The sequence below is a fragment of the Psychrobacter glacincola genome (assembly GCF_904846215.1).
Classification (GTDB): domain Bacteria; phylum Pseudomonadota; class Gammaproteobacteria; order Pseudomonadales; family Moraxellaceae; genus Psychrobacter; species Psychrobacter glacincola.
In genome coordinates, this window is the sequence record NZ_CAJGZK010000003.1 from 51004 (window position 1) to 68862 (window position 17859).

The 17859-nt window shown below is 44.2% G+C and carries 14 protein-coding genes and 1 riboswitch; of the genes, 9 read left to right on the forward strand and 5 right to left on the reverse strand.

The features are described from left to right. Positions 1–71: 71 nt before the first annotated feature. From argH to thiC, 3 genes are all read left to right on the forward strand, one after another. Positions 72–1445 carry an argininosuccinate lyase gene (argH, locus tag JMW90_RS02530; RefSeq protein ID WP_201561676.1) on the forward strand — a complete coding sequence of 458 codons (1374 nt, stop codon included), beginning with the start codon at positions 72–74 and terminating at the stop codon, positions 1443–1445. A gap of 145 nt (positions 1446–1590) precedes the next feature. Then, positions 1591–1881: an oxidative damage protection protein gene (locus JMW90_RS02535; protein WP_201561528.1), complete on the forward strand. Its 291-nt coding sequence runs from the start codon at positions 1591–1593 to the stop codon at positions 1879–1881. A 79-nt stretch (positions 1882–1960) separates the two neighbouring features. After that, positions 1961–2084, forward strand: a riboswitch (TPP riboswitch). 238 nt (positions 2085–2322) lie between these two features. Further along, positions 2323–4395, forward strand: a complete 2073-nt coding sequence (thiC, locus tag JMW90_RS02540) for a phosphomethylpyrimidine synthase ThiC (RefSeq protein ID WP_201561529.1) — start codon at positions 2323–2325, stop codon at positions 4393–4395. 247 nt (positions 4396–4642) lie between these two features. Here thiC and JMW90_RS02545 read toward each other — a convergent pair whose 3' ends face one another. Next, positions 4643–5533 carry a fructose bisphosphate aldolase gene (locus tag JMW90_RS02545; protein ID WP_201561530.1) on the reverse strand — a complete coding sequence of 297 codons (891 nt, stop codon included), beginning with the start codon at positions 5531–5533 and terminating at the stop codon, positions 4643–4645. Positions 5534–5768: 235 nt separating this feature from the next. On the opposite strand from JMW90_RS02545, the gene JMW90_RS02550 reads away from it, so the two are divergent. After that, on the forward strand, positions 5769–6521 hold the full coding sequence (locus tag JMW90_RS02550; protein WP_201561531.1) for an IS5 family transposase: 753 nt from the start codon (positions 5769–5771) through the stop codon (positions 6519–6521). 46 nt (positions 6522–6567) lie between these two features. On the opposite strand, the gene JMW90_RS02555 is transcribed toward JMW90_RS02550, so the two are convergent. After that, positions 6568–7416, reverse strand: a complete 849-nt coding sequence (locus tag JMW90_RS02555) for an EamA/RhaT family transporter (protein WP_201561532.1) — start codon at positions 7414–7416, stop codon at positions 6568–6570. A 304-nt stretch (positions 7417–7720) separates the two neighbouring features. Between JMW90_RS02555 and JMW90_RS02560 the strand changes: the two genes are divergently transcribed. The 3 genes from JMW90_RS02560 to JMW90_RS02570 are packed head-to-tail and all read left to right on the forward strand — an operon-like array spanning position 7721 to position 11226. Then, complete coding sequence (locus tag JMW90_RS02560; protein WP_201561533.1) at positions 7721–9631, forward strand: ABC transporter ATP-binding protein; 1911 nt, start codon at positions 7721–7723, stop codon at positions 9629–9631. A gap of 57 nt (positions 9632–9688) precedes the next feature. Next, complete coding sequence (locus tag JMW90_RS02565) at positions 9689–10576, forward strand: alpha/beta fold hydrolase (RefSeq protein ID WP_201561534.1); 888 nt, start codon at positions 9689–9691, stop codon at positions 10574–10576. 8 nt (positions 10577–10584) lie between these two features. After that, on the forward strand, positions 10585–11226 hold the full coding sequence (locus JMW90_RS02570; RefSeq protein ID WP_201561535.1) for an alpha-ketoglutarate-dependent dioxygenase AlkB family protein: 642 nt from the start codon (positions 10585–10587) through the stop codon (positions 11224–11226). A gap of 181 nt (positions 11227–11407) precedes the next feature. Here JMW90_RS02570 and JMW90_RS02575 read toward each other — a convergent pair whose 3' ends face one another. The 3 genes from JMW90_RS02575 to JMW90_RS02585 form a co-directional block, all read right to left on the reverse strand. Next, positions 11408–12403, reverse strand: coding sequence for an NADP-dependent oxidoreductase (locus JMW90_RS02575; RefSeq protein WP_201561536.1), 996 nt, complete (start codon positions 12401–12403; stop codon positions 11408–11410). A gap of 54 nt (positions 12404–12457) precedes the next feature. Further along, a complete protein-coding gene (locus tag JMW90_RS02580; RefSeq protein WP_201561537.1) occupies positions 12458–13216 on the reverse strand; it encodes an endonuclease/exonuclease/phosphatase family protein in 759 nt (252 codons plus the stop codon). Between the two features lie 350 nt (positions 13217–13566). Next, complete coding sequence (locus tag JMW90_RS02585) at positions 13567–14679, reverse strand: AOC03_06830 family ribosome hibernation factor (protein WP_201561538.1); 1113 nt, start codon at positions 14677–14679, stop codon at positions 13567–13569. A 509-nt stretch (positions 14680–15188) separates the two neighbouring features. Here JMW90_RS02585 and JMW90_RS02590 point away from each other — a divergent pair. Together JMW90_RS02590 and JMW90_RS02595 are read left to right on the forward strand one after the other, a co-directional pair. Further along, positions 15189–17438 (forward strand): M3 family metallopeptidase, encoded by a 2250-nt coding sequence (locus JMW90_RS02590; protein WP_201561539.1) that lies wholly within the window; start codon positions 15189–15191, stop codon positions 17436–17438. Then, on the forward strand, positions 17439–17696 hold the full coding sequence (locus JMW90_RS02595) for a YheV family putative zinc ribbon protein (protein WP_201561540.1): 258 nt from the start codon (positions 17439–17441) through the stop codon (positions 17694–17696). The last annotated feature ends 163 nt before the right edge of the window (positions 17697–17859 follow it).

Genomic DNA, 17859 nt, shown 5'->3' on the forward strand with positions numbered 1-17859 from the left:
ATGCTTCTATAACGAACGCCGCGGCACAAAACAGCCCTGCAAGCAGTCCTTCAAACAGCCAAGGTCAGCAGATGTGGGGCGGGCGCTTTAGTGAAGCGACCGACAGTTTCGTCGCTGCCTTTACTGCATCCGTGGGCTTTGACCAACGTTTTGCCCGCCACGATATTCAAGGCTCGATTGCGCACGCGACCATGCTCAAAGAGTGCGATATATTAAGCGCTGAAGACGTTGCGACCATCATTGATGGCTTGTATCAAGTGCTACGCGAAATCGAAGCCGGTGAGTTTAACTGGTCGATTGGGTTAGAGGACGTGCATATGAACGTCGAATCGCGCCTGACAGATATTGTCGGCGCGGTCGGCAAAAAACTGCACACGGGTCGTAGCCGTAATGATCAGGTCGCCACCGATATTCGTCTTTGGTTACGCGAAGAGACCGATAATATCATTGCCCTATTGGTCCGCTTACAAAGTGGCTTATTAGATTTGGCTGAGCAGCATACTGATACCATTATGCCAGGCTTCACCCATCTGCAAACCGCGCAGCCTGTGAGCTTTGGTCATCATGTGATGGCTTGGTTTGAGATGTTATACCGTGATACTGAGCGTCTAGTCGATGCCCGTCGCCGTATCAATCAGATGCCACTTGGTAGCGCTGCCCTTGCGGGAACTACCTTCCCAATCGATCGCACCATTACTGCTGAACTGCTAGGTTTCGAAGGTATTTGCCAAAACTCACTGGATGCGGTATCAGATCGTGATTTTGCCATTGAGTTTACCTCGGCTGCATCCATTTTGATGATGCATATGTCACGCATGAGCGAAGAGATTATTCTTTGGATGTCCGCGCAATTTAACTTTGTGCAGATACCAGATCGCTTTTGTACTGGTTCCTCTATCATGCCGCAAAAGAAAAACCCGGATGTACCAGAATTGGTACGTGGTAAAGCAGCACGTGTCTTTGGTCAATTGATGACGTTATTGAGCCTGATGAAAAGCCAGCCGCTTGCTTATAACAAAGACAACCAAGAAGACAAAGAACCGCTGTTTGATTGCGTCGATACTTTGACCGGTTCACTATTGGCATTTGCTGATATGCTGCCTAATATCACGCCGAATAAAGAAAATATGCGCGCCGCTACCATGAAAGGTTATGCGACGGCAACTGATTTGGCCGATTATCTCGTGCGAAACGGTGTAGCGTTCCGTGATGCCCATGAAGTGGTCGGTAATGCGGTTGCTTTAGGCATTGCTGAGGGTGTTGATTTGAGCGATTTATCATTGGCGCAACTGCAGCAGTTTAGTGATGCTATTGGCGATGACGTGTTTGAGTATTTAACTCTGGAAGGTTCACTTGCCGCTCGTGATCATTTGGGCGGTACTGCACCGAATCAGGTTAAACAAGCGGTGGCGCGTGGTCGTACTCGATTGGAATTATTTGCTTAATATCTGTTTAATAGTATTAGCGCTTTATTATTAAAAATACCCGCCTTCGTTGCGGGTGTTTTTTTGAGCATAATCAGGTACAGTATTAGGTAATATCACTTGTTATTCACCTCATTAAAAAAGCCATTATAAACAGGAGTTATTCATGACCGAAACCTTTAACCCACAAGCCAATACCGTATTTTGCCGCAAATATCAGCAAGAATTGCCAAAAATGCCGCATCCGCCTTTTCCTAATAAAAAAGGTCAAGAGCTACAAGAAACCGTGTCTGAAAAGGCTTGGAAAGAATGGCTTGAGCAGCAAACGATGCTAATCAACGAAAACCATCTCAGTATGCTAGATCCGAAAGCGAAGCAGTTTTTAACCGAGCAGCGAGATAAGTTTTTGGACAATGAAGATTATGAGCGCGTTCAGGGCTGGACACCAGAAAGCTAATATTAAAACGCTACTAACAAACAGGTAAATGACTATGACTTGTCGTCGAAGTTTGCTAGTATAAGATTGATTCACAACACTGACAGACTCGGGGTGCGACATATATTGACTGCTTAAGGTGCAGTTAACGTATGGTCGCTGAGAAACCACCCGCCGAACCTGATGCGGTTAGTACCGACGCAGGGAAGTCTTAAGCCTATGTTGTATCGTACAAAGGGCGCGCGGAAATGCCTTTTTATTATTATCTGTATCTAGCAATGCTTTAAATGTTACATACGGATGAGTAAAAATGACGCCCACCAATCCTTTATAATTGACTTATCAATATTTTTTTTGATAGCCACGTTATATTGTGATGAAATTTGTCGGTATAAGATAGCCTTGCCCCGCAGCTCTTGGCGGTGTTGATTTTATTCAAAAACCAACACGCTAGGACAGCATATGACTATTTCAGATATTGGCTCGCAAGCGACCACGCCTACCCCTGTAAAAGCAAGCAAAGCAGACGCACTAAAAACTCCCGCCCATCGCAGCGAAAAAGATGCCCGTTTTGAAGAAGACGCGCGCGATTTGCATCGCATCCTGCCCGCCTCTCGCAAAGTGTATATCGAAGGCTCACGCCCTGATATCCAAGTACCGATGCGCGAGATTACCCTCGACCCTACTCCCATTCAAGGCGTGTCCGAGTCCGAGTGGGAACAAAACCCACCGTTTTATGTCTATGACACCTCAGGCGTTTATACTGACCCCAATGTCACCATTGATTTAACCAAAGGTCTACCCAAACTGCGTGAAGAATGGATTAAAGAGCGCGGTGATACGGAACAATTAAGTGGCTTATCCAGCGATTATGGACAGGCACGCGCTCGTGATATCAGCACTGCAAACCTACGCTTTACGCATATTGATAAGCCGCGCCGTGCTAAAGCTGTTGATGGGAAAGTAGGTAATGTCACGCAAATGCATTATGCGCGCCGCGGTATTATTACCCCTGAGATGGAATACATTGCCATCCGCGAAACCCAAAAACAGCACGAACTGACCGACATGCGCCAACACGAGGGCGAGACTTTTGGCGCGCACACGCCCGCTATTATTACCCCTGAATTTGTACGCAGTGAAGTTGCCGCGGGTCGTGCCATTATCCCTAACAACATCAACCATCCTGAATCTGAACCGATGATTATCGGGCGCAACTTTTTGGTAAAAATTAACGCCAATATCGGTAACTCTGCACTGGGTTCTTCTATTGATGAAGAAGTGTCCAAAATGACGTGGGCGACACGTTGGGGTGCGGATAACATCATGGATTTATCCACCGGTAACCACATTCATGAAACCCGCGAATGGCTGATTCGTAACTCGCCCGTTCCAATTGGTACGGTACCGATTTATCAAGCGCTCGAAAAAGTCGATGGCGTCGCAGAAGATTTAACGTGGGAGATATTCCGCGATACGTTGATTGAGCAGGCTGAACAAGGCGTTGATTACTTTACGATTCATGCCGGTGTGCTGCTTCGCTATGTACCTTTGACCGCCAATCGCTTGACCGGTATCGTCTCGCGCGGCGGTTCTATCATGGCACAGTGGTGCCTCGCCCATCATAAAGAAAGCTTTTTATATACGCATTTTGAAGATATTTGCGAGATTATGAAGCAGTATGACGTGGCATTTAGCTTAGGTGATGGTCTGCGTCCGGGCTGCTTGCAAGATGCCAATGACGAAGCGCAGTTTGGTGAGCTGCGTACCCTTGGCGAGTTGACCCAAGTGGCATGGAAGCATGACGTGCAGGTTATGATTGAAGGACCGGGGCACGTAGCCATGAACCGTATTAAAGAAAATATGGACTTGCAGCTTGAGCTGTGTGCCGATGCGCCTTTTTATACGCTAGGACCTTTAACCACCGATATCGCACCCGGTTACGATCATATCACCAGTGCCATTGGCGCGGCGATGATTGGCTGGTTTGGCACCGCGATGCTGTGTTATGTGACGCCAAAAGAGCATTTGGGTTTGCCTAATAAAAAGGATGTCAAAGACGGCATTATCACTTATAAAATTGCTGCCCACGCAGCTGACCTTGCCAAAGGACATCCCGGTGCGCAGTCACGTGATAATGCGTTGTCTAAAGCACGTTTTGAATTCCGCTGGGATGATCAGTTTAATCTGGCGCTCGACCCCGATACCGCGCGCGAGTTCCATGATGAAACCTTGCCCAAAGACGCGCACAAATCCGCGCACTTTTGCTCCATGTGTGGTCCTAAATTTTGCTCCATGAAAATCACCCAAAACGTACGTGATTATGCCGCCGGACTTAAAACACTTGCAGACTCGAAAAGCACAGTCACGCCGCAATCAGGTGACTTAGCGACTGCCGAACATTTGATCAAAAAGGTAGATACTCAGTTGGTCGAGCAAGTCGGCTCTGCAACGGCTGAAGAGATCAATCAAGGCATGGCAGAGATGACCGAAAAGTATCATAAAGAAGGTCGCCAGCTATATAAAGAGGTATAGCTTATTAGGCTAATAACTGTATTTTACCCATAAAAAAGCCCCTGTGATTATCGCAGGGGCTTTTTTATATGGGCAGATGACCGCTCTAAATTTCAATCTTGCTATAGTCGATCCACTATTAAATAAATACAGTGCTACTGGGATAAATTTTGCTCAGCCTCTGTCTGCGCAGGCACAGCAAGCAAGTAAAATTTATCCCAGTAGCGCCTGATAATAGTTGTGCTTTTTTTATTTAGGACTGACTATATTAAACTTTTGACGCCTGATAAATCTCATCAATCGAAGTATTAATAGTATCAGCAAACTCTTGATCGCTTTGCTGTTTGCTTAAGCCTTCGGTAAAGGCACGTGAGAAGCTGGCAATCATACCCGGATTTTGCTTCAATTTTGCACAGGCATCCGTGCGGCTATAACCACCCGATAATGCGACCACTTTCAATACTTTTGGATGGTCAATCAACTCTTGATAAAATCCGGCTTCTTCAGGTAAAGTCAGCTTAAGCATCACTTGCTGCTCATCATTTAAGCGCTCAAGATTACGCAAAATACTGGTTTTAAGAATCAGCTCACACTCATGCTTTTGCGCGCTATTGATATCTACTTCTGGCTCAACGATCGGCATTAGACCTTTTGATAGGATTTGCTTTGCCACATCAAACTGCTGCTGGACGACCAACTCAATGCCATCAACGCTTGGCTCATAAACCACAGAGCGCATTTTAGTGCCAAATACGGGATAGTTTTTTGCCTTGTCCAATAATAGATCCAGATTTGGCATCGGGCGCATGACTTGCACGCCATTCATACGTTCTGCTAAGCCTTTATCGACTTTTAAAAACGGGACAATTTGCTTGTCTTCCCACAAATAGTTGGCCGTTGGCTTGCCATTGACAGCGCGCTCCATGGTATCTTCAAACAAAATCGCCCCAAGCACACGCTCATTATCAAAGCAGTCACAGGTCATGATACGCGCACGCATCTCATGCACTTGGTCAAACATGGCTTCGTCATTGCCATAGGCATCGCCCATAACCCCGTAATTCTCTAATGCTTTTGGCGTGCTACCACCACTTTGGTCGAGGGCCGCGATAAATCCTGAACCATTTTTGATACGTTGTAATTGCTTTTGGTATTCCATGGAATGAGCATCCTATTTTATTTATTAAGGTCAAGTGTCACAAATGAGATTTTTAGCTGATATCAGTCTAACTGTTCGTAGACAACCTTACCATAGGATGCTATATGTGCCTATATCTGAACAGCAAAAACGTTTATAAAATTAGGGCGTGTTGAACATTGGCGACAAATTTATGGCAAAAAAAATAGCGAACGGTTAATCTTTAAGTTCTCACACAAAAAAGATATCGTTCGCTATGCCTCGCACCATGCTCAAAGATGAACACTGGACAAGACTGAAACCTATCTTACTAGAACTTAATATCTATGACAAAGGAAATCTTAGACAAACGGTTGAAGGCGTGCTTTATCGTATGCGCGTTGGCTGTCCTTGGCGGGATCTGCCAGCTTACTTTGGCAAGCCTAATACCGTCTACAAAGCTTACCAGCGCTGGTTTAAGAGTAATAAGCTGATTGCACTGTTCGCTTTATTAATCAAAGACTCAGATCTTGAATGGGTCTTTATTGATGGTACTCATATCAAAGCGCATCAGTACAGTAGTGGTGGTAACGAGAGCATCCAAGCCATTAGCAAAAGTGTGGCAGGACGCGCGACCAAGATTCACTTAGCAGTTGATGCGCATGGCAATCCCATCACCTTTGTCTTGTCAGATGGTACGACCCACGATGTTAAAGTCGCACCTGATTTAATAGACAAGGTTGATTTGAGCGAGACAGAGGTGTTATGTGCCGATAAAGGCTATGATTCTGATGCACTACGCGCGCATATTGAACAAGCAGGGACGCGTGATAACATCCCTCGGAGGCGAAACACGAAGTCCTCTAACGATCATATGGACTGGGACTTGTATAAAGTACGCCACTTAGTGGAAAATGCCTTTGCTAAGCTAAAACAGTATAGGGCGATTGCAACCAGATTTGATAAGCTCAAGCAGAGTTATGAGAATACGGTAGCGCTCGCTTGCGCTTATATCTGGCTGAAGTTATGAATGTTCAACACGCCCTATTATCATGCGGATGTTGAGCCAAAAATAGTTAAGCCAAAAACAAGACTGCCACACAGCAAATCGCCAATAATAAACCCAATATATTGATACGGTTGAGTGATTCTTTAAACAATCCAACGCCGATAAGAGTAGCAACAGCAATCACACCAACGTTCATACCCGTAAAGACGATACTTGGTGACTCGGACAATACTTGATGGGCGCGAATATAAGCATAAATATTGCCCATATTTAGCACACCGAGTAATATCCCTGCTGCCAGTGCATTGCCTTGCCAGCGCACACGAGTGATCAACAGATAAATAAGCAGCAACAAACCCGCTAAGCCAAAACTGACAAATAACGTCAGCGGAAATGCCGCGCCTTGTTTGGCGACTTGCTTAAACAAGATATCGATAGTGCCATAACCTGCCCAGACGCCAAATAACCATAATGGGGTCAGTTTTGCCTGTTTATTGATAGCCCTATGCTGTGGATGATAAATCAATGCCCCGAGTGCCAAAAATCCAAGTAATAAGCCAAAAATGCGTATGCCTGTTAATACTTCGCCAAATAAGAGAAATGCCGCAACAATAGGAATGATTAACGATAATCGCTGCGCGGCATCGGTGGCTACCATACCGACCGCTTCAATCGCGCGCCCGAGTATAATAAATACCGCAGGCAACAGTACGCCTAGAGCGATGATAATAGCCCATGCTCCGCCAAGTGAAGTCATGCCACTGATATCTGGCTTGAGTAAAAACCAAGTCAATAAAAAGGCGACCGGATAACCGGCAACGATGGTTTGACGGATATCAATATCACGCTGGCGCAATATTTTTAATAATACTGAAACGGCGACACTACACAGTACCGCTATCGTTAAATACATCATAATGCTTTGCCTTATTCTTGCTTTAGCCATCCATCATGCTGAGGATGTTTATCAGTATTAACTTCAAAAGGAGAAAAAACCATAGAATGTAACAATATGTTTCTTATGCAGCAAGCTATTTATCGTCATGATTCATAAGATGCGCTTATGAGTGTCTGCTGCGTTCAAATTACAATTAGCATGCAGGTGCGATTGCGAAGTTTTGCTAAAATAGAACGCTATTTTATTAACATCAGTAACCACTCAGGATAACGTTTGTTAGCGTTCATCTTGACGTATTGCTATTGACGTATTACTACTGCCTATGAACGCTCTATTTCGCTTTTTTGAATCCCGCCTATCCGCTTTCCCTGATACACCCATGCCGCTGCCCCGTGATGGACTGATTAAGTTCTTGTGGGCGTGTACCGAAGGCTTACGCGGCTGGCTACTGCTATTTATGATTTTGTCCGCCGGTATCGGTATCTATGAAGCGATGCTGTTTGCTTGGATTGGCAATATCGTTGACTGGCTGGGGATTTATACCCCGCAGACGTTATGGACTGAAAAAGGCGACATCCTACTGCTGATGTTGGCAGTATTGATTGTTAGCCCCTTTTGGATTGCCTTATCGTCTTTGATTCGTTTTCAGTCCATTCAGGGCGTATTTCCAATGCAGATGCGCTGGCGTTTTCATCAGCGTATGCTGGGTCAATCGATGCAGTTTTATCAGGACGAGTTTTCTGGTCGCGTCTCTGCCAAGGTAATGCAAACGGCGCTAGCAGTACGAGATACAGTGATGACGGTCACTGATATGCTGCTCTATGTGCTCGTCTACTTTATCACCACCGGGGTTATTTTATTTAACTTAGACGTCTTATTATTAATCCCGTTTGTGATTTGGTTTGTCCTGTTTGGTTTGAGCATGTGGTTTTTTATTCCTAAGCTCAAACATACCGCCATTGTACAGGCTGATGCACGTGCATTAATGGTTGGTCGTATCACCGATGCCTATGCCAATATTATGACAGTGAAGCTATTTAGTCATTCACGTCGTGAGCTGAGCTATGCTAAAGATGCGATGGGGCAATTTTTAAGCACGGTACACTCGCAAATGCGCTGGGTCTCACAACTCGAAATCGTGAATCATACTATCAGTGTTATTTTGCTTGGTACGACCGCTGGCATTGGCTTGTATCTCTGGCAACAGGGCTCGCTTGGCGTTGGGGCGATTGCCGCAGCAACTGCCATGGCACTGCGTTTAAACGGTCTGACGAAAATGATTATGTGGCAAACGGCAAGTCTATTTGAAAGTATCGGTACCGTACAAGATGGCATGCGTACTTTATCTGCGCCGCAAACCATCGTTGATAAACCAAATGCGCCAGCGTTAAAAGTTACCGAAGGTCGTATCGTCTTTGATCATGTAGACTTTAGTTATGAGAGTGATGAGGTTGTTGATGATATCGAAGGCGAGGATATTGATGAGGTCAATCCTATGGCTGCTATGGCTGCCGCGCGGGTGAAGTTATTGGATGATTTCTATTTAGATATCAAACCAGGTGAGAAAATTGGCCTGGTTGGGCGCTCAGGTGCCGGCAAATCAACCTTGGTCAATCTACTCTTGCGCTTCTTTGACGTCGATAGCGGTAAAATCCTGATTGACGGACAAGCGATTGATGAGGCTACCCAAGAATCCTTACGTCAACAAATCGGTATGGTCACACAAGATACCTCACTGCTGCATCGTACCGTGCGTGAAAACATCGCTTATGGTCGTCCCGATGCCACCGATGAAGAGATTGTCATCGCAGCAAAACAAGCCCAAGCGTGGGACTTTATCAAAGACTTATATGATGATAAAGGCAACACAGGACTTGATACCCAAGTTGGTGAACGCGGGGTCAAACTTTCTGGTGGGCAACGTCAACGTATTGCCATCTCTCGTGTTATGCTAAAAAACGCGCCGATTTTATTATTGGATGAAGCGACCAGTGCTCTTGATTCTGAGATTGAGTTTGCGATTACCGAAAGCTTGAACGATATCATGACTGGCAAGACGGTGATTGCCATCGCCCATCGCCTCTCAACCATCGCCGCGCTTGATAGACTGGTCGTGATGGATAAAGGTCAAATTATCGAGCAAGGTAGCCATGATGAGCTATTGAACTTACATGGCGTCTATGCGCGCTTGTGGCATCGTCAAAGCGGTGGCTTCTTAGGTGAAGACAGCTAATTACAGTGCGTTATTAGCAATACTAACAACAACTTCTCACAGGGACGTGTTTATTTTATGGAAGCCTACACAAATCGCATCACCCTTGCTGGCAAGCAAGCCCGCTATTATGACTTACAGCAACTCAGCTCAGCCGCTCAAACCGATGATAAACGCGCGCCTGCCCACTTTTATGGCGGTAATAGCTTTACTGTCGGTACTTATGCGCCCTTATTAAATAAGTTAGCAACCAGCTTTGAGCTGAGTTCCTTAGCATTACGTGGCTATTGGTACGATAAACCGCAGAGTCAGCGCCTCACTCGTGAGCAAGACGCTCATATGCTGATTGAGTTTTTAGAAAAAACGCAAGATAAACCCGTTGTCGGCATCGGGCATTCGCAGGGCGCAACTTCTACCGCAATGGCAGCAGCGAAGCGTCCCGACCTATTCTCAGAACTTTATCTTATCGAGCCTGTCACCTTTACTAAGAAGCAAGCAACCCTTTACAACTTGCTGCCACGTCAATTTTTAATGAGCCGACAGCCGTTCAAAAGTACGCTAACCAAGCAATCGACTTGGACAAGCATCGATGATTACTACGAGAGTTTACGCACGCAACCTGCTTATAAACGTATTAGCGATGAGCACTTAAAAGTGTTTGCCGAGCAAAGCTTGACCATCAATAATAACGGGAGCTACAGCTTGGTGTTTGCACCGGAGCAAGAGCTTGCTAATTATTTTGGCGCGCCTCATATTGATGCCGCGCTCAAAAAACTGAGCTGTCCTTATACTTTGATTACTGGTAAACCGACCTTATTTATCAACTCAAAAGTACGTAAGCAATGGCAGAAATTTGTCCCTGATGAAAGCATCATATCTTTGCCAGATTATGGACACCTATTACCAATGGAAGCACCAGAAATATGCGCCAAAATTATTAATGAGCATTATCAGAGCAATAAATAAGCTGACCTATGACTGACCTTTTTGCGCCCAAGCCGACTGACAATCTACTGCCTTATGACGGTCAGGTAAACGACTTAGGGATTGTGATTGATTATCCCAGCCCCTTATTTTATAACCTAGTGACTGAGCTACCTTGGCAAGCAGATGTCGTTACCTTATTTGGCAAGACACACGTCACCACGCGTCAAATCGTTTGGATGGGTGACAGCGATATCGACTATCAATACTCAGGTCACATCCGTCAAACCATACCTTGGACAGACACTGTGTTTCATGTGAAACATCATGTTGAGCAGAAATTATTAGCACTTGGCATTGATGTTAATTTCAATTCATGTTTGCTCAATTACTATCCTTCTGGCGATGACGGCATGGGTTATCATGCCGATGATGAACGAGAGCTTGGCGCGCAGCCGATTATCGCTTCCTTATCCCTTGGCGCTACACGGAAATTTATCTTTAAACATAAAACTATTAGACAAAAGAATAAGCCCGTCAAAGTCGAGCTTTATCTTGAGTCGGGTCAATTAATTGTCATGCATGGTGATACCCAACGTTTTTGGAAGCACAGCATCACCAAAAATAAAACGGCAGCGACAGGACGTATTAGTTTAACCTTTCGGAAAATATATCCAAATAATCGAAGCTAGCTATCAGCTAAATTTAGTATAGTCAGTTCAAAATAAAAGCGCTACGATTGTAATAACGTGCTATTGGCTATAATTTTTCCTTGCTTGCTGTTCGCAGGCGTGACAGAGGCTGCAAAAAATTTATAGCCAACAGCACGGTATCGTATTTAAAATGAATCGACTATAGTAAATTAAATTTGGCTTAGCTGACTTTTAATACCAATTTGCCAAAGGCATCGCCTTTTTGCAGCTCATGGTGTGCTGCAATAACCTCTGATAATGGATAGGTTTGTTGCAATCGTAAAGTTAGCTGCCCATCTGCCACCAGTTGTAGGACTCGTGCCATATCTTCACCATTACGCCGCGCAGCATAACCTTCAACGCTTAGATTTTTTTGACTGCCTGCTTCTTTTAGCTTATCTACCCAAATCGTTGGCAGAACATATACCCGTCCAGACTCTTTGACAACGTCTAGCGCCCGTACCCCCGCTTCATCACCGACCAAATCCAATAAGATGTCGGCTTGCAGCTCAGGGAACGGATCATTTTTGGTATAATCAATCCAACCTGCAAGCTGACTGGTATCTATCAAACCATCCAATTTTTCATACTTTTCTGCTGAACAAATCAGCGTGACTTTGATATGGTTTTTAACAACTTTTTCCATCAATAGCTGTATCAATAAATGCCCAACACCGCCTGCTGGGGCATTCATGACCACATGCTCGCCCTCTTTGATATCAGTGAACTCAACAAACTGTAGCGCCGTTTGTCCGATACAAGGTAGTGCGCCTGCCTGCTCTAAGATGACAGCTTCAGGTACAGCTGCCAGTATTTTAGCATCGACGGCGACATATTCAGCATAGCATCCACCATTAAAAGTTAATGCTGCGACTTTATCACCAACGGCAAATTTCGTACCTTTACTGTCAACCACTGTGCCTGACATATCAAAACCCAAAATCGCTGACTGATTATGATCAAACTTGTCTTTTTGGATATTGGCAGCGCCCCAACCTTTACCTTGACGGGTTTTATAATCGACTGGATTAATACCCGCATACGCAATTTTCACCAGTACTTGATCATCTGTCAACTCAGGTATGGCAACATCATCTTGGTACATCATGACTTCAGGTTCACCGAACTCACGTATAAGCACCGCATGCTGGGTCGTTGGTATTTGTTTATTAGACATCAGTTATTATCCTTTTTATTTCTTGAATCCATCATTGATTTTTATTTTTTTATTTTAAGGCAGAGCCAATTCTGCACTTAAAGGAAGGTGGTCAGACAGAGTCGACCATGGTTTACCCGTATGTACCCAGGCATCCTTTATTCTGAGGTTACGGACATAGATACGATCTAAGCTTAGTACGGGCAACTTCGCTGGAAAAGTCGGCAGCAGCTTGCCATGACAATGTTTAAAGGCTTCAGTCATGCCCAAATTCGACGCCAACTTATCACAAGACATTTTTTTCCAATCATTAAAGTCCCCTGCCAAAATCAGTGGTTGGTCAGGTGCAATTTCATCTCGGACATAGTTAGAAATCGCTTCATATTGCTTGATACGATCGCGCTCAAATAGGTTTAAGTGGGCGCATAAAACCACCACTGGCACCTCCCAACCTACCGGTTGCACTTCACAGTGTAAGACCCCGCGCTGCTCAAGCTTATTGACCGTAATATTGACATTATGCTTGGGATCAAGTGGAAATCGGCTCAATACGGCATTGCCATGATGACCATTTTCGTACTCTGAATTTTTGCCATAGCTGTTTTCCAGTTGCAAATATTCGCCAAACCATTCGTGCTGTGATTGGTCAGGGTATTCGTTATATTGAATATTGCGCTTGAGGTTTTGCCCCTGTACTTCTTGTAGGCAGAGTATGTCGGAGCCAATAATATCAAGCGCTTGGGCAATACCCTGAACTTTGACTTGGCGATTCATCGGCGACATGCCTTTATGAATATTGTAGCTTGTGAGTACAAAAGAGGTGGTAGTAGTCATAATGGTATTAGTCATAAACTCAGTATTTATAGAGTAAGTATTGGGTGTCAAATATGGTCGGCTTAAAATAAAAAAATCGTTTAAAATATAATCGAGGCACTATAGTCAGGGAAAAGTAATATCGATACATCAAGTACTGCTGATATTCATTTTTCTTGCTTGCTGTGCCTACGCAGACAGAGGCTGCAAAAAATTTATACCAGCAGCACTGTAGCGTTTTTGAGATATTTTAACTATATAAAACCATACATATAAAAAAGCATTGGCTCATATTGAACCAATGCTCTCATACTATACCTATGTGCTATCAATGACCAATGGCTAATTCGTTACTGAACCTAAGTCATCGATTAATAGCGGGTGACAAGAGCAATCGGTTGGTCTGCGCTCATAATATCTTGTGGCATAAACACCGCTTTACCGCCATTATGAATGACATGCTCAATGATTTCGCCAATAGCATCATCAGTGATACCTTCTGCGCTCGAATCATCGGCAAGATTTAGCGTTTGCGCTTTTTCATCAATTTTAGCCGGTTGAATATAACCACGGCGAACATACAAGGTATCGCCTACGCCCTGAAAAGCACTGCGATAGACTTCTTGTAAGTCAGTTTGTAGTCTATTTGCTCCGCGCGCTTTATCGATCTCGCCTAGTGCCGCTTGATGTAGCGAGGTACGATAACCTTCTACTGCTTCTTGTACACTGTTGATAATATGCTGCGCACTACCCTCATCTAGATTGGTGGCATTTGATACCGTAGCGATGATATTATCCGGACGGTCACAAACATCTTTATAGTAGCCAATATTTTTGCTATCACCGACCACGACCAGCGGCATTTTATGCTCGCCCCACAGCTCTTGAACACTCTTATCTACTTGATTAAAGAACTCTTTTAAGGCGCTGCTGTCATTATTGGCTGAGCGGTCTGATCCGCCATCACTTGTCGTGTGAAGTCCATTATTGTCGATAGGGAATGGAATATTTTCCATATTGTTTTGGGCAGTATCGTCTAGATCGAACTCTCGTATCACGCGATCATTAGAGGCTTCAATTAAACGCGCCTTATCACGAGTCAATACCAACGTATAATAATGCACGGCGCTCGCCATATCACGCACCAAATCACGGGTGGCAAAGCGATGCGAGATGACCACACGCTCAGTGGTATCAATAGGCATACGAATCACTTGCACATCATCAGTACTGGCAAAAATAGCCAACGTATCTAGATTAAGATTATGATTGAGCTCTTTGGTCTTAGCATGGATATTGTCTAAGATAGTGGTCGCTGTACGCTTGTCATACTCATTGGTTAGACGTTCTTCGACGACTTTTAGTTGGTTTTTTAGGGCAATAGGGTCTTTGTCGTTGGCAGGGTGTTCGCGGTGCGTTTTGACAAAGATACTGACTGCTGGATTCGCCTTTGTCTCGCGTAAGCTTTTAAGAGTTGCTTTCATAAATACTGCTCCTTGTTTTATGACCATGAATTTCCAATACTACTTTTGGTATGCTTTGCCTGTCGCTGCTTTTTAAATTTTTATATAAGATGGCAACATGCTTTTAATAACCATACTCTTAATAACATAGCATGCTTAACACACTATTCATACTATAACAATTAAGTCATATAACCCTAACAACTTGACCTCATAAGCTATAGGGTTAATTTGCAAGCAAATGATAATGCTTTGTAAATAGTAGCAACACGCGCAATGGCAATCTTAATAAACAAAGCATGATAGTCAGCATTATTAACTTGGTCATGCTAAAGCACTTGGCTTGTATTTCTCACTATGAATACCCATCTTTTAGATAGCGCACTATTAATCATTAATAATGATTGTCGGATACACCAAAACGATTAGCCTCAAATTGAGGTGTTTAATTTTGAAAAATTTTGATATCAATCCATCTTATTTAAAACTCTATCTTATTTATCATATTCATTATTATAACGGAACCTTTTATGACTTCTATATCTCCAGAGTTACACCTTGTTGATTTTGCCAATACTGCACCAAATACTTTACAACAGCAGGTCATTAGCGCTATTGACGCTGCCAACGCATTTCTTGATGAATTGGCAATAACGGTAGATAACAAGGAATCAGCGAACGCTCTAGATACTAAGCAAGCGCTGACCGATATAAAGAATTTTGACCATATCAATCTGGCACTAGATCGCAGTTGGGGCATTTTGTCGCATCTGAATAGTGTGATGAGCAATGATGAGATTCGTCAGGTCCATCATGAGCTGCTACCCAAGCTGTCTGCCTATGGCACGTGGGTTGGACAGCATCAGCCGCTATTTAGCCGTTATCAAGCGATTGTCAATGACAAAGCATTCTTTGCAGCGCTTGAGCCAGCACGAGCACGTGCTATTGAGCTTGCGCTACGCAGCTTTGAGCTATCAGGAGTGGCATTACCTAAAGCTGAGCAAGATAAATTTGCCGCGATTCAAAGCAAGCTATCTACCTTGTCAGCAACTTTTTCCGACCATGTATTAGATGCAACGCAAGCATATGCTTTACCGCTTAAAGCCGAGCAGTTAGCAGGTCTAACCGAAAGTGGTTTGGCACTAGTAGCCGATGCAGGTGAACAATTCAAAGCCCGAGAAATTGCCAGCGGTGCGCTTACGCAAGCAGAGATTGATGCCTTGCCGACGCCTTATTATGTCGCAAGCTTAAATATTCCTGTGTATCTTGCTATCATGACTCATGCTGATGATCGCAACCTACGTGAGACGCTGTATCGTGCTTATGTTACCCGCGCCTCTGAGTTTGATGAGCATGCCAATGCCAAAGGCGAATCGCTCAATAACGCCGATATCATGCGTCAGATTTTGCAGTTACGTGAGCAAAAAGCGAAATTGCTAGGGTTTGATAACTATGCAGAAGTATCGCTATCGACCAAAATGGCAGATAACGTAGCAGAAGTAGAAAACTTTTTACGTGATTTAGCGGCGCAAGCAACGCCCACTGCTGAGCAAGATTTGGCACAATTACAAAAATATGCGCAGGATTATGGTATTAAAGATTTGCAGCCGTGGGACAGTGCTTATATTGCCGAAAAGGTAAAACAAAGCGAGTTCAGCTTATCACAAGAAGAGATTCGCCCCTATTTCCCTTTAGCAAAAGTCGTTAGTGGGTTGTTCGCCATCGTTGAGCGCCTATACGGCATTAAAGTGAAAGAGCAAAGCAATGACAGCGCCAATAAGAGTGTCAATGACAATACCGACGAAGTATTAGCATCACGTTGGCACGATGATGTGCGTTTTTATCAATTATTCGATGCTGATGATCATTTAATTGGCGGCTTTTACTTTGACTTATTTGCCCGTAGTGGTAAACGTGGCGGGGCTTGGATGAGTGGCTTTCAGTCACGTTATACCTATGCTGAGCAAGACCATCAGCAGCTACCTGTTTGCTTTATGGTCGGTAACTTCACCCCTGCTCTTGATGGTAAACCAAGCTTATTGACCCATGATGAAGTCGTCACCTTATTCCACGAATTCGGTCACGGTTTACATCATCTATTGACTCAAGTAACAGTGGGTGATGTCGCTGGCGTCAATGGCGTAGAATGGGATGCTGTCGAGCTGCCAAGTCAGTTTATGGAAAACTGGGCGTGGGATGCAGAAGGTATTGCTCTTATTAGCAGTCATGTCAAAACCGGCGCGCCACTACCAAAAGAGAAACTTGATGCGCTACTGGCGGTCAAACACTTCCAAAGTGGCATGCAAATGCTACGTCAAATCGAATTTGCATTGTTTGATTTATTGATTCATGCACAGACACCAGCGCTTGATTATGATGGTATTTTGACTACCCTTAACAGCGTACGTCAAGATATTGCCATTGTGCAGACGCCTGATTACAACCGCTTTGCCAATGGCTTTAGTCATATCTTTGCTGGTGGTTATGCCGCCGGTTATTATTCTTATAAATGGGCAGAGCTATTGTCCGCGGATGCCTTTAGTAAATTTGAAGAAGACGGTATTTTTAATCCTATGACTGGTAAAGCCTTTCGTGAGACCATCTTATCCGTTGGCGGTAGTTTCCCAGCTAAAGTGAACTTTGAAAACTTCCGTGGTCGCAGCGCCAATATCGATGCTTTGCTACGGCATAGCGGCTTTGCTGATGCTAAAAATCACACTAAAAATCAGACTAAAAACAGTGCTGCTGCCAATGCCTCAACAACAAGTAAGGTCATTTAAATGCGCTATCAATCAGCACGCCCAAAGCGGCAATTTTTATCGGGTGTTCGCTGCCCGAAATGTCAGGCGATGGATGCGGTAGTTCAAGTAAACGTCGTCACTCCAGAACCTGATGAGTATATTGAATGCACATTGTGCGGACATACAGAGCACCGTCCTGATCCTGATGCTATCAGTGCAAAAAACCACGCTGAAGATCAACTTATCCGTGATGCAATGCATACCGGAACCAGTGGTACAGTGAAGTTTAAGTTATAAGTATTTAAGAGCATAATGTTTGTGCCACTCTTTAATAGTATCTTCAGCCTATCTAACGAATTCTATATCTATAGTTAAAATATCTCAAAAACACTACAGTGCTGCTGGTATAATTTTTCTGCAGCCTCTGTCTGCGTAGGCATAGCAAGCAAGAAAAATTAAT

What these genes read in the sequence shown, in the direction of transcription:
- JMW90_RS02555 (WP_201561532.1), bottom strand. Translation starts at nt 7,416, where the DNA reads ATGATGTATTTAACGATAGCGGTACTGTGTAGTGTCGCCGTTTCAGTA.
- JMW90_RS02580 (WP_201561537.1), bottom strand. Translation starts at nt 13,216, where the DNA reads ATGACTACTACCACCTCTTTTGTACTCACAAGCTACAATATTCATAAA.
- thiC (WP_201561529.1), top strand. Translation starts at nt 2,323, where the DNA reads ATGACTATTTCAGATATTGGCTCGCAAGCGACCACGCCTACCCCTGTA.
- JMW90_RS02550 (WP_201561531.1), top strand. Translation starts at nt 5,769, where the DNA reads ATGCCTCGCACCATGCTCAAAGATGAACACTGGACAAGACTGAAACCT.
- JMW90_RS02565 (WP_201561534.1), top strand. Translation starts at nt 9,689, where the DNA reads ATGGAAGCCTACACAAATCGCATCACCCTTGCTGGCAAGCAAGCCCGC.
- JMW90_RS02560 (WP_201561533.1), top strand. Translation starts at nt 7,721, where the DNA reads ATGAACGCTCTATTTCGCTTTTTTGAATCCCGCCTATCCGCTTTCCCT.
- JMW90_RS02570 (WP_201561535.1), top strand. Translation starts at nt 10,585, where the DNA reads ATGACTGACCTTTTTGCGCCCAAGCCGACTGACAATCTACTGCCTTAT.
- argH (WP_201561676.1), top strand. Translation starts at nt 72, where the DNA reads ATGTGGGGCGGGCGCTTTAGTGAAGCGACCGACAGTTTCGTCGCTGCC.
- JMW90_RS02590 (WP_201561539.1), top strand. Translation starts at nt 15,189, where the DNA reads ATGACTTCTATATCTCCAGAGTTACACCTTGTTGATTTTGCCAATACT.
- JMW90_RS02575 (WP_201561536.1), bottom strand. Translation starts at nt 12,403, where the DNA reads ATGTCTAATAAACAAATACCAACGACCCAGCATGCGGTGCTTATACGT.
- JMW90_RS02545 (WP_201561530.1), bottom strand. Translation starts at nt 5,533, where the DNA reads ATGGAATACCAAAAGCAATTACAACGTATCAAAAATGGTTCAGGATTT.
- JMW90_RS02585 (WP_201561538.1), bottom strand. Translation starts at nt 14,679, where the DNA reads ATGAAAGCAACTCTTAAAAGCTTACGCGAGACAAAGGCGAATCCAGCA.
- JMW90_RS02535 (WP_201561528.1), top strand. Translation starts at nt 1,591, where the DNA reads ATGACCGAAACCTTTAACCCACAAGCCAATACCGTATTTTGCCGCAAA.
- JMW90_RS02595 (WP_201561540.1), top strand. Translation starts at nt 17,439, where the DNA reads ATGCGCTATCAATCAGCACGCCCAAAGCGGCAATTTTTATCGGGTGTT.